This window comes from Cohnella suwonensis, assembly GCF_042655365.1.
Taxonomy (GTDB): Bacteria; Bacillota; Bacilli; order Paenibacillales; family Paenibacillaceae; genus Cohnella; species Cohnella suwonensis.
On sequence record NZ_JBHSMH010000055.1, the window covers coordinates 30,737 to 42,543 of the forward strand.

Annotated in this window: 10 protein-coding genes; 7 read left to right on the forward strand and 3 right to left on the reverse strand. The window is 55.3% G+C overall.

The window, feature by feature from the left end:
• Positions 1-417 precede the first annotated feature (417 nt).
• Complete coding sequence (locus ACFPPD_RS16465; protein WP_209749926.1) at positions 418-1,281, reverse strand: DUF4097 family beta strand repeat-containing protein; 864 nt, start codon at positions 1,279-1,281, stop codon at positions 418-420.
• A 3-nt stretch (positions 1,282-1,284) separates the two neighbouring features.
• The gene (locus ACFPPD_RS16470) at positions 1,285-1,890 is read right to left on the reverse strand and encodes an HAAS signaling domain-containing protein (protein WP_209749927.1); all 606 of its coding nucleotides are present in this window, start codon (positions 1,888-1,890) and stop codon (positions 1,285-1,287) included.
• Between the two features lie 256 nt (positions 1,891-2,146).
• On the opposite strand from ACFPPD_RS16470, the gene ACFPPD_RS16475 reads away from it, so the two are divergent.
• The 7 genes from ACFPPD_RS16475 to cyoD all read left to right on the forward strand — a co-directional run bounded on the left by ACFPPD_RS16475 (position 2,147) and on the right by cyoD (position 10,585).
• A complete protein-coding gene (locus tag ACFPPD_RS16475; RefSeq protein WP_209749928.1) occupies positions 2,147-3,646 on the forward strand; it encodes an ABC transporter substrate-binding protein in 1,500 nt (499 codons plus the stop codon).
• Between the two features lie 145 nt (positions 3,647-3,791).
• Positions 3,792-4,019, forward strand: coding sequence for a hypothetical protein (locus tag ACFPPD_RS16480; protein WP_209749929.1), 228 nt, complete (start codon positions 3,792-3,794; stop codon positions 4,017-4,019).
• 251 nt (positions 4,020-4,270) lie between these two features.
• Entirely contained in the window at positions 4,271-6,313 is a 2,043-nt protein-coding gene (locus ACFPPD_RS16485) for a methyl-accepting chemotaxis protein (RefSeq protein ID WP_209749930.1), read from the forward strand.
• Positions 6,314-6,631: 318 nt separating this feature from the next.
• The gene (cyoA, locus tag ACFPPD_RS16490; RefSeq protein WP_209749962.1) at positions 6,632-7,645 is read left to right on the forward strand and encodes a ubiquinol oxidase subunit II; all 1,014 of its coding nucleotides are present in this window, start codon (positions 6,632-6,634) and stop codon (positions 7,643-7,645) included.
• An 18-nt stretch (positions 7,646-7,663) separates the two neighbouring features.
• On the forward strand, positions 7,664-9,631 hold the full coding sequence (locus ACFPPD_RS16495) for a cbb3-type cytochrome c oxidase subunit I (RefSeq protein ID WP_209749931.1): 1,968 nt from the start codon (positions 7,664-7,666) through the stop codon (positions 9,629-9,631).
• Positions 9,631-10,236 (forward strand): cytochrome o ubiquinol oxidase subunit III, encoded by a 606-nt coding sequence (cyoC, locus tag ACFPPD_RS16500; protein WP_209749932.1) that lies wholly within the window; start codon positions 9,631-9,633, stop codon positions 10,234-10,236. The genes ACFPPD_RS16495 and cyoC overlap by 1 nt, the downstream gene beginning before the upstream one ends.
• A gap of 1 nt (position 10,237) precedes the next feature.
• On the forward strand, positions 10,238-10,585 hold the full coding sequence (cyoD, locus tag ACFPPD_RS16505; RefSeq protein WP_209749933.1) for a cytochrome o ubiquinol oxidase subunit IV: 348 nt from the start codon (positions 10,238-10,240) through the stop codon (positions 10,583-10,585).
• 124 nt (positions 10,586-10,709) lie between these two features.
• Here cyoD and ACFPPD_RS16510 read toward each other — a convergent pair whose 3' ends face one another.
• On the reverse strand, positions 10,710-11,606 hold the full coding sequence (locus ACFPPD_RS16510; protein ID WP_209749934.1) for a cation diffusion facilitator family transporter: 897 nt from the start codon (positions 11,604-11,606) through the stop codon (positions 10,710-10,712).
• Between the last annotated feature and the right edge of the window lie 201 nt (positions 11,607-11,807).

Here is an 11,807-nt window from a genome sequence, read left to right on the forward strand (position 1 = left end):
GCGGCTCGAAGACGAAGAGCCTTCGGCATGGCCCCGCCGGAAGCCGCGCGCGCCTCCCGGCGCAGCCTCGACAAGGCCGGCACCGCGATCAGCCAGATCGCGAGCTGGCCGATCGCGGCCAGCGGCAATTGGATCATCGCCGCGCGTTCTTCCCGGAGCATCGGCTCCGACGCGCTGGCGAACGACGCCGCGGCCGCGAGGAGAGGGAGTGCCGGCGTCGTGGAATAAGCGGCCCATGCGAGCTGCTTGCTGGCTTTGCGCTCCAGCCGTTCGGGTGATCCGCCGTAAGCGAGCCGGTAGGCTTTGTTGCCGGCGATCCAAGCGACGGCCAGGCATAAAGCGGCGAAGGCGATCGTCGCGCCAGATAGTAGGGAGGACAAGCGATTACCTCCTGTCATTGTCCGAATAATTGCGGGATTAACGTTGCTCGACGCGGATGTTGCCGCTGTCGGTTCTGACTTTCACGTAATCGGTCGTCTCGTTCTTCGAATCGGGGGAACGAACGGAGCCGGAGTCGGCTCTCAAGTCGTAGGAACCGGTGAAGGCGGCCGGCACTTCCACGAAGACGTTGCCGGAATCGACGGAGAGATCCGCGCTCGCGGTATCCAGCTTATACAGCTTGATATTGCCCGAATCGACGGACAGGCGGGCGATGCCGGCCGCGTGCTCGAATTTGATGTTGCCGGAGTCGGCGGATGCCGTCATGTTCGCGGACACTTCGTCGCCGGTGATGTTGCCGGAATCGACGTCGACGGACAGGCGCTCGCCCTTGAACCGGTTCACGTAGACGTTGCCGGAGTCGGCGGACAGGTTCGCTTCCGCGAGGCGGACGAGCGAAGCGTCGTCGACCGTAATGTTGCCGGAGTCGAGCTTGATTCGCAGCGAGTCGAGCAAGGCGTCGTCGGACAAGGCGACGACGAGTTCTTCTTTCGCGTTACGGAAGCCGAAATCGAAGAAGTTGATATATTTCTTGGGCATGCGGGTAAGGTCGAGCTTAAGCGACTTGTCGGCGATCTCGGTCGACTTCGTATTCTCTACCATTTTCTCCGTGCCTTTGCCGTTCAACGTAATCGTATTGCGGCCGTCCTCGCTCTTCACGAACTTCACGGACACGTCGTAATCGCTCGAAATCTCCAGCTTGCGCAAATCGCTCGACGAAAACGTCCATTCTTTCTCGAACTCGGCCAGATCGCCTCCGCTCGATTTCCAATCATAGGTAAGGGCTCCCGCCGCTCCGATGACGATCAAACAAAACGCGGTGAAGTACCAAAATTTTTTCATCGTTTACGATTTTCCTCTCCATGTACGATAGTTCCAACGGATGTAACCTTTCGTGGCTTTGTACAGCAGTTTCCCGACAGGAAGCGCAAGCCCCGCCAGCAACATGCCGACGCCGACCATGCCGAGGGCCAACATGAGCTTGTGGGAATCGTAGTCGCCGTACCAAGCGGTTTCGACGGCGAGCGCGACCGGCGACAGCATGACCGACAGGGCGGCCGCGCACAAGGAGACGAAGACGGACCAGACGGATGCGATCAGCGGGACCGCCAGGATGACGTTCAAGAAGAAGAGGGCGATCGTCACGCCGACCAGCCTTGCGATGTCCGGCTTGCCGCCGGCCGTCCGATAAACCGGAGGCGCCGCGGGAAACGGAGGCAAAGGCGGCATCGGCGGCTCCGTCCAAGAGGTAGCCGGCGGCGCCGCGAACAACGCGTCCTTGGCGACCGTAAGCGGATGTCCGAGTTCGCGTGAGATGTCCTCTTCGGTCAGTCCGTCTTGCTGCCGTTGTTGGTAATAGGCTTCGTAGTCGCGCAAGATCGCGAGTTGGTCTTGTTCGGGCAACGACGAGAAATGCCGGCCCAGGTTATCGATGAATTGTTGCTTATTCATGGCGTTCTCCTTTGAACTTGCTCTTTAATTGTACTTGTTGATTTCATCATAACGGATCGCGGAGAAGTGAAGGAACCGACGCGAGTTCATGTTGAACCCCGACTAAAGTTGGGGTTTTTGTCTGTAGGAACTTTTAAGAAAAATTTAACAACTATTCACATCCTTGCATGGTACGATATGTAAATCAATGATTTTCTTAGGCGATTGGGGGCCGTAGGTGGCAGGACATTCGAAAATAAGAGAAGGGCGTGGGGTTATGAAAATTCCTCGTTTGGCGGCGATTGCCGTCGTGTTTACGATGAGCGCCAGTCTGGTGTCGGCCTGCAGCGCGGGAAGCGACAAGACCGACAAGGACGCGAAGACGACGCTGAAGGTCATGTATTACGACGAAAGAGGTTTTTACCAACAATACGGCATGCTGTTCTCGGCCTTGTATCCGAATATCGACATTCAAGTCGTATCGACGCAAAGCATCCAGTACGAAGAGGGCAAAGACATGCAGAAGGCGCAGGAAGATTTCATCGCGGAGCAGAAGCCGGATATTCTGATGCTCGATCCGACCGCGTTGAAGAAGAGAGCCGAGGAGGGCAAGCTTTACGATCTCGACGCGTTCATGAAGAAAGATAAGTACGATCTGGAGGGCGTCGTGCCCGGGGTCGTCGATTACTTGAAGTCGGTCGGGGGCGGCAAGCTGTACGGGCTCACGCCGAGTTTTTATAGTCAAGCCATCTATTATAATAAGGACTTATTCCAGAAATACGGCGTTCCTTTGCCGGAAGACAAGATGTCGTGGGAACAAATCCTGCAGCTCGCGCAACGGTTCCCGACGACGGGGACGGACAAAGACCGCGTCTACGGGATGAAGGTCGGCTATCAGACGGACTTGTATAATTTCGGCATGATGATCGGATCGTCGCAAGGATTGACCTACATTAATCCGACGACGAAACAGCTGACGTTAAACACGGATTCTTGGAAAAAGGCTTTCGAAACGGCGGACAAAGCGATCAAGTCGGGAACCCTCTACACGCAGGATCCGAACCAGGCGGCCAACGGAGCGACGTACGAGGATTACTTGCTCCAAGATCCGTTTATCGCGGGCAAAGTGGCGATGCTGATCGAGGGCAACTATATGATGGAACAATTGAAGGAAAAGGACAGCCGGCTGAAGGACAAAGGCGTCCAGAATTGGGACCTCGTCACGGTGCCGGTCAATCCGCAGAGCCCGGACGAAACGACGAGCATGTCGCTGTACCAGATCTTAGCGATCGACGCGAAGTCGCCGAACGCGGAGGCGGCGTGGACTTTCCTCAGTTACGTGACCGGGGACGACTTCGCGCGCGTGACTTCCAAGTCGATGATGAACGGAGGCTTCCCGATCCGAACGAAATATCTCGATGACGGAAGCGGAACGCACCATATGGCGGCATTCTATAGCTTGAAGCCGATCGAGAATCCGCTTTACGCCAATTATGACAAGCTGCCGCAGCAGTTTTTCATGAATTTCTCGGGCGTGCAGCAGCAGTCGATGCAGGCGGTCAAGGACGGCAAGAAAACGGTAGCCGAAGCGCTGGACGAACTGCAATCGCAGGGACAGCAGATGCTGACGGAAGCGATCGCGCAGGAGAAAGCGGCCAAAGCTAACGGCGATAAGCCAGCGGAAGGCGGGGCGGCTTCGGGCGGGACGACCGTCGTCGAGTCGGGCTCGGTGACGGCCTCGGAATCGGCGTCGGAAGCTCCGAAGGCGGCCGAGTAGAGAGCGGATGCGGGCCGCTCTCTCGTGGAAGGTTAGATGAAGCGCCTATTTTTGTCGAACCGGTGAACTTTGCCTTTATTTTGACACATAGCTGTGCTAAAATGTTCACATATAGCGCTTTCAAGAGAGAGAGGGAACCCTCGCCATGAACAAAGAAATGTCCAGAATGCTGAAGTGGGTCGCGATGGTCGTCATCGCAGCGGGAATCATTTGCTGCATCATGAACCTGTCCCAATTCAACGACCGCAACCTCGGATTGATGGTCGGCATCGGATTTCTGGTCGGCGGCAGCCAAATCCTGCTGTTCGGCGTCATCGCACCGCTCATGCAAAGAAACCAAGAGCCTTCTCAGCCTGCGAATGAAACAGCGTAAATAATGTTGCAGCGAAGATAATAAATTAAAACAGCTCTAGCAGAAGGTTCCTTCTGCTAGAGCTGTTTGCTTTTACGATTCATTTCGTTTCTATGTTAAACATAGGTTAAGACAACGTTTTCAGAAAATATAATTAGTTCAATCGGACTAAGTCTTGAAGGAATATGTCGATTCATGTCTAATAATGTCTAACACACAATGATCAGGCAGTTTGTACGACAAAGGTATACTGACTACATGGAGGGGTTCAGATGAAGACTATTCGAATGAAAACAATGCTAACGATTTTACCCCTGGTGCTGTTAACCTTAATCGGCGTATCAATGGTATCCTATTTAAATTCAAGAACGATGATTCAGGATCAGATAGAGAGGACGATGGCCGAGCAGCTCAACGGAACGATCCAACAGCTCGACAATCGGTTTATTGCCCACGGCAAGACGGCTGAAGTATTCGCGAGAACAATCGAAAACTTTGCTTCCGAATTCTCGCTTGATCAGTATGACGCTATGATCGGGAACGCGCTACAATCCAATGGCGACACGTTCGGTTTAGGTATTTTCTTCGAACCCGACCGTCACGAGGCCGGCAAGAAATATGTATCTACGTACGGATATAAAGATAAAGACAAGATTGTATTCACGCAAGATTACAGTGCGGCGGAATACGATTATCTGAACCAGGAGTGGTATAAAACAGGCGCGAACGCATCCGGCGCTACGGCGTATACGGCTCCGTATTATGACGCGACCACCGATGTGACGATGGCTACAGCCGCCGTTCCCGCTTACAACGCTAAGAAACAATTGCTAGGCGTAGTGACGGCGGATATCGACCTAGTCACGATTCAAGACATTGTGGAGCATACGAAGGTCGGAAGCACCGGATGGGCGCTTCTGCTCGATCGTAACAATAATTATATAGCGAGCCCGGAACGGGATAAGATCATGAAGCTTAAAGTCGATCAGGATCCCAATCCGTCGTTTGCCGCGTTGTCCGACCCTTTGTTGCGCAACGCGTCCGGACAGGCGACATATTCGGACGACAAGGGACTAAACCACGTCTATTATAAGAAAATACCGCAATTGGAGTGGACCTTGCTGCTTGTTATTCCGGATAAGGAGTTAAATGCTCCGTTGCATAAACTACTGAAAACGCTGTTGATCGTCAGCTTGATCGGGATCGCCGTAATCATTGCTACGATTATTATTTACAGCTGGTTTATTACGCAAAATATCAAAAAGGTGAAAGCATTGTCCGTCACGCTCGCCGAAGGAGATTTCACGCAAACCTTATCGTCCGGGAGCAAGGATGAATTCGGCCAAATGGCTAAGCAATTTAATACGATGATCCAACGGATCAAAGAAATGTTAAGCGAAGTATCGGGCCACTCCCTGAATGTCGCCTCCACCTCCGAGCAGCTGATGGCGAGCGCGGAGCAAACAAGCAAGGCTACCGAGATGATTACGGCGTCGATGCAGGAGGTTGCGGGAGGAGCGGAGACGCAGGTGCAAAGCTCCGAGGAAGCGGCCAGGGCGATGGGGGAAATGGCCGAGGGAATCCAGAAAATCGCCGAATCCGCATCCGCCGTCTCCGAATCGTCGCTTATCGTATCCAACAAAACGCAGCAGGGCAACGAAATCATCCAAAATACGGTCAAACAAATGGAATTCATTCGTGATTCCGTCGATCATTCCGCGCATATATTCGTTACGCTGGACGAACAATCGCAGGAAATCGGAAAGATTATCGATGTCATCAGCGGAATCAGCGCGCAAACGAATTTGCTGGCGCTCAATGCGGCGATCGAAGCGGCAAGGGCGGGAGAGCATGGACGGGGGTTTGCGGTCGTAGCCGGAGAAGTAAGGAAATTAGCCGAGCAGACTTTGCAAGCCGCCGACCAGGTATCCTCGATGATCGGAACGATCCAGTCCGAAATGCAGCGCGCCGTATCTTCGATCCAGCAGGGAACGAGGGAAGTTCATGAAGGAACCAAAGCCGTGCAGCTAACGGGCGAGTTATTCAATGACATTCTAACGCAGATGGAGCAAGTGGCCGACCAAGTACAAGAGGTTTCTGCCGCTTCGGAACAAATGTCCGCCGGCAGCGAGCAAGTAACGGCTACTGTCGAACAGCTGGCCCGTATCGCGCAGGACGCATCTGATAATGCGCAAAGCGTGGCCGCTGCCTCCGAGGAACAGCTGGCGTCCATGGAAGAAATTACTTCCTCCGCGAACTCGTTGAGCCACCTGGTTCAGGAATTACACGCCATGATCGGAAAATTTAAAATATAACATGCGCGGTCACCGCAAAAATAGACAAGGCCCCGACGATAGGGGCTTTGTTTACTTTTGACGGGAAGTTCGGCTATAGCAAAAGAACCCACGTATGTTCTTTTTTTCACAATGTGTCGAAGACGTGAACATTCTATTGCGAAATTTCAACGGATATTTGTCGCCTTTGTTAACTGTGCGGAACTTCGTCCGGCTTTCTGATATGTTGGAAGCATGAGAGGGAACGCTGTAATTCGGCGCCGGCCAAGTCGTAGTCATTCGGCCGCGATTCGGACGAAATTCGGCGGTTTCCGCAGCAAGAGGATGGGGGAGATGCACATGGTGAAAGGGCTCAAGCGGATGCTGGCCGCGGCGACCGGGATCGCGATGACGGCGGTGCTGACGGGCTGCGACGGCGACGGCGTCGTGGTGCTGAATCCGAAAGGCGAAATCGGGCAGCATCAATTGGATTTGATTTTGATCTCGTCTCTATTATGTTTGGTCGTGCTCATACCCGTACTGGTACTGACCTTCTATATCGTTTGGAAATATCGTCACGACAGGAAATCCGCGAAAGCGGCGAAATACGATCCCGAGTGGGAGCACAGCACGAAGCTGGAAACGATCTGGTGGGGCATTCCGATCGTCATTATCGCCATCTTGGCCGCGGTCACGATCAACTATTCGTACAAGCTGGAGCCGTCCAAGCCGCTCGAGCACGAAGCGAAGCCGATCGTTATCCAGGTGACGTCGCTTGACTGGAAATGGCTGTTCCAATATCCGGAGCAAGGCATCGCCACGGTGAACTACTTGCAGTTCCCGGAAGACGTGCCGGTCGAATTCCGTCTGACGTCCGACGCGCCGATGAACTCCTTCTGGATTCCGCAGCTCGGCGGACAGATCTACACGATGTCCGGCATGGAGATGAAGCTCCATCTGATCGCGGACGAACCCGGCGACTACATGGGCATGGGCGCGAACTTCAGCGGAAAAGACTTCGGCAAAATGAACTTCACGGCGAAAGCGTCGTCCCGACAGGAATTCGACGACTGGGTCGCAAGCGTCAAAGCTTCGTCTCCCGCGTTGACGGACGAAGGGTATAACGAACTCTCCAAACCCGGCGTGTCCGAAGTGACGACGTACTCTTCGATTCCGGAAGGCTTGTTCGAACGGATCGTGCACAAATACGGCGCCCACGAACACGGCGGCGGCTCTACCGAAGGCGCCCAATCGACGGAGCACCAACACGACGCTAGCTCCGGCGAGGCCGCCGCGACCTCCGGCGAGCACGACATGCACGACATGTCGTCGATGACGCCGGAAGAACACGAACAAATGATGAACAACCAATAGAGAAAGGAAGGTGCAACCATGTGGGACAACATTAAGGATTTCGCTTCCGACTTCTTCGTCACGGGCGATCCCCTCATCTACGGAGCGGACGTCGCGATCGTGTTGACGGTCGTCGCGATCGTGTCCGCGCTCTCGATGTTCAAGAAGTGGAAATGGCTCTGGAGCGAATGGATCACGTCCGTCGACCATAAGAAAATCGGCATCATGTACGTTATCGCATCGCTCCTCATGCTTTTCCGCGGAGGCATGGACGCGCTCCTCATGAGGACGCAGCTGGCCGTTCCGAATATGGAATTCCTATCGCCGGAACACTATAACGCGATCTTCACGACGCACGGCGTCATCATGATCCTGTTCATGGCGATGCCGCTCATGTTCGGCTTGTTTAACCTCGTCGTGCCGCTCATGATCGGGGCGCGCGACGTCGCGTATCCGTTCCTGAACTCGCTCAGCTTCTGGCTGTTCTTCTTCGGCGCGATGCTGTTCAACATGAGCTTCGTCATCGGCGGCTCGCCGGACGCGGGCTGGCTTGCCTATCCGCCGCTCTCGGAGATGTCGCATAGCCCGGGCGTCGGGCAGGACTTCTACATCTGGGGCATTCAGATTTCCGGTATCGGCTCCTTGATGACCGGCATCAACTTCATCGTCACGATTCTGAAAATGCGGGCGCCGGGCATGAAGCTCATGAAAATGCCGATGTTCGTCTGGTCGGTACTCTCGAGCTGCTTGACGATCATCCTGGCGTTCCCGATTCTGACCGTGACGCTGGCGCTTCTGTTCATCGACCGCTATCTAGGCGCTCACTTCTTCACACTCGACGGCGGCGGCAATCCGATGATGTACATCAACTTGATCTGGATGTGGGGTCATCCCGAGGTGTACATCGTCATTCTTCCGGCGTTCGGCATCTTCTCGGAGGTCGTGGCCACGTTCTCGAAGAAAAGGCTGTTCGGCTACAAGTCCATGGTGTTCGCTCTCATGAGCATCAGCTTGTTCTCTTTCTTCACTTGGGCGCATCACTTCTTCACGATGGGTTCGGGCGCCGACGTCAACGCCTTCTTCGCGATCACGACGATGCTGATCGCGATACCGACCGGCGTCAAGGTGTTCAACTGGCTGTTCACGATGTTCCGCGGGCGGCTCAGTTTCCCGACCCCTATGCTCTGGATGCTCGGCTTCATCCCGTGCTTCGTCGTCGGCGGGATGACGGGCGTGCTTCTCTCGGTAGCGCCGGCGGACTTCCAGTTCCACAACAGCTACTTCCTGATCGCCCACTTCCATCAAGTGCTGATCGGGGGCGTGGCGTTCGGTTACTTCGCGGGCTTGTACTATTGGTGGCCTAAAGTGTTCGGCTTCAAGCTGAACGAGAAACTCGGCAAATGGGCGTTCTGGCTCTGGAACATCGGCTTCTACGTCTGCTTCATGCCGCAATACGTGCTCGGCCTGATGGGCATGACGCGCCGGGTCAGCTCTTACGGCTGGGATAAAGGCTGGTTCGAGCTCAATCTGACGTCGACGATCGGCGGCTTCCTGATGGGCATCGGCTTCCTGTTCCAAGTGTGGCAAATCCTTCACAGCATCAAGTTCATGGAGAAGGCGCCCGCGGATCCGTGGGACGGACGCACGCTCGAATGGACGATTCCTTCGCCGGCCCCGATGTACAACTTCGCGACGACGCCGAGCGTCGAAGAGAAGGACGACTGGTGGGTCGAGAAGCAACGGATCGCCGCCGGCGGGGCGCCGAAACCGAAGCCCGCGCTGGAGCCGATCCACATGCCGAAAAACTCGGCCATTCCGTTCCTCATGTCCGCTTGCTGGTTCATGGTCGGATTCGGCTTCGTGTTCGACTGGCTGTTCATCGCGATTCCGGGACTCGTCGGCGTCGCCGGATGCATGCTGTATCATTCGTTTAACTACGACACGGACTACTACATTCCGGTCGACGAAATCAAACGCACGGAAGCTGCGGCGAGGGGGGCTGTCTAATGGCGCAATCGCATACGGTCGATCATGGCTCCCATGACGGGCATCACGATCTCGAAGCGCTCAGGATGATGGGCTTCTGGATCTTCCTGATTACCGACTGTATTCTGTTCGGCACCCTGTTCGCGACGTACGTCGTACTGGAGGGCAATACGGCCGGCGGACCTACCGGATTCGAGTTGTTCGAAATGCCCGGCGTCATCGCCGAGACGTTCATCCTCCTGACGAGCAGCTTCACGAGCGGACTTGCGGTGTTCTCGATGAACCGCGGAGACAAGAAAGGCTTGATCGCATGGCTCGCCGTTACGGTATTGCTTGGCGCGGCTTTCGTCACGCTCGAAATCACGGAATTCCTGAAGCTCGTCGACGAAGGCGCGAAAATCTCCACGAGCGCCCATTGGTCCGCTTTCTATACGCTCGTCGGCACGCACGGACTTCACGTATCGGTCGGCTTGGTGTGGATGGTAGCGATCATGCTGCAGCTTAGCCGGCGCGGCATTAATTCCGTCACGCGCCGCAAAGTGAACATCGTCAGCTTGTACTGGCACTTTCTCGACGTCGTGTGGATTTTCGTCTTCACGATCGTCTACCTGATGGGGGTGATGTAAGATGGCGCAGCATTCGGCTCACGGGACGCACGACGCCCATGACGCGCACGATAACCACGAAGCGCACGGATCGCTTAAGTCTTACGTCATCGGCTTCGTCCTGTCCCTCGTCCTGACCGCGGTGTCGCTGATCGTCGTGATGAACGACGTGCTGACGGGTACGGCCGCCAAGGTCGTCATTCTGATCGCGGCGGTACTGCAGTTCGTCGTCCAGTTGTTCTACTTCATGCACTTGAAGGAAGAGGGCAAACCGCGTTGGAACTTGATGGTGCTTATCCTCGGCTTGATCATCGTGCTGACTATCGTCGCCGGCTCGATCTGGATCATGACGTACAACAAGGTGGGTTAATCGTCAATCGCATATCGCATGTTAAAAAGACGGAAGTCGGCTAACCGACCTCCGTCTTTTTTTGATTTTTCCGATGTTTCGTAAGTAGCACAGCGCTACTAAGGGCTGCCGAGCAAGGCGACGGCTACTTTTCGCCCTCGTACCAAGGGTTCAGATGAACCATCACTTCGACGACGTCCGGGTCGGCGTCCATAATCCGTTGCTTGATCATGCGGCCGATGTCGTGGCCTTGCTGGATCGTGTACGCCCCCGGGACGCCGACGCGTACGTCGACCGTCACGTAATGGCCGTGCTCGCGGGCGCGGACGCGGTCGATACGCTTCACGTGTTCGACAGCCATAAGAAGCGCCTCGTATTGGGCCAGCTTCTCCGTCGCGACATTGCGTTCCATTAGAATGTCGACGGAATCGCGCCCGATCTCCACGGCCAGCTTCAAGACGAGGAGCGAGACGATAATGCCCGCCACCGGGTCGCCGTAAGCGGCCCAATGCCAGTCGAATTGATCGCCGAGCAAGCCGATGCCGATCCCGATGACCGCCGCGAGAGATGCGTAGACGTCGGCCAGGTGATCGTAGGCGGTCGCCAGAACGCTTTTGCTGTTCGTCGCTTTGCCCACCCGCAGCGTATAGACGTAGAGCCACTGCTTCCAGACGAGGGATACCGCCGCGGCGCCGAGCGCCAACCAATTCTCGGCTTCCGGGGGCTCGAACAAGGCGCCGATCGATTGATAGCCGATCCACAGGGCGGCGATGACGAGCACGATGGCCACGAACGCGGAAGCGACGACTTCCGCCTTGCCGTGTCCGTACGGATGATCGTCGTCCGCGGGTTTCTTCGAGACCATCGAGGAAGTGAGGGCGGCTACCGTCGCGATAATGTCGCCCGCGTTGTGCACGCCGTCGGCGAGCAGCACGGGACTGGATAGAAGAAGGCCGGCCGTAACCTTCATGACGGTGAGAAAAACGTTGCTGATCAAGCTGATCCATATCGCGGTCAGTCCGGAAGTGTGCTTATCCGCCACAATGATTCCCCCTGCTAATAATGTTTGCCTCGCGCAAAAAACAAATCAAGCTTCCGGCTATAGGGCCGGAAGCTTGATTTCGAATGTATATGGTCTTGCCTGACGCGACGCGGGTTCATGGGTGAAAATCACCCTCTTTTCTGTTTGCTCGAGTGAGCAGGTAGGAATAACTTATCTATTGTAACATATGTTCCTGAACCG

Bases quoted from the DNA above. Each gene is read 5' to 3' on its own strand.
- ACFPPD_RS16465 (WP_209749926.1), bottom strand. From the start codon at position 1,281: ATGAAAAAATTTTGGTACTTCACCGCGTTTTGTTTGATCGTCATCGGA.
- ACFPPD_RS16470 (WP_209749927.1), bottom strand. From the start codon at position 1,890: ATGAATAAGCAACAATTCATCGATAACCTGGGCCGGCATTTCTCGTCG.
- ACFPPD_RS16475 (WP_209749928.1), top strand. From the start codon at position 2,147: ATGAAAATTCCTCGTTTGGCGGCGATTGCCGTCGTGTTTACGATGAGC.
- ACFPPD_RS16480 (WP_209749929.1), top strand. From the start codon at position 3,792: ATGAACAAAGAAATGTCCAGAATGCTGAAGTGGGTCGCGATGGTCGTC.
- ACFPPD_RS16485 (WP_209749930.1), top strand. From the start codon at position 4,271: ATGAAGACTATTCGAATGAAAACAATGCTAACGATTTTACCCCTGGTG.
- cyoA (WP_209749962.1), top strand. From the start codon at position 6,632: ATGGTGAAAGGGCTCAAGCGGATGCTGGCCGCGGCGACCGGGATCGCG.
- ACFPPD_RS16495 (WP_209749931.1), top strand. From the start codon at position 7,664: ATGTGGGACAACATTAAGGATTTCGCTTCCGACTTCTTCGTCACGGGC.
- cyoC (WP_209749932.1), top strand. From the start codon at position 9,631: ATGGCGCAATCGCATACGGTCGATCATGGCTCCCATGACGGGCATCAC.
- cyoD (WP_209749933.1), top strand. From the start codon at position 10,238: ATGGCGCAGCATTCGGCTCACGGGACGCACGACGCCCATGACGCGCAC.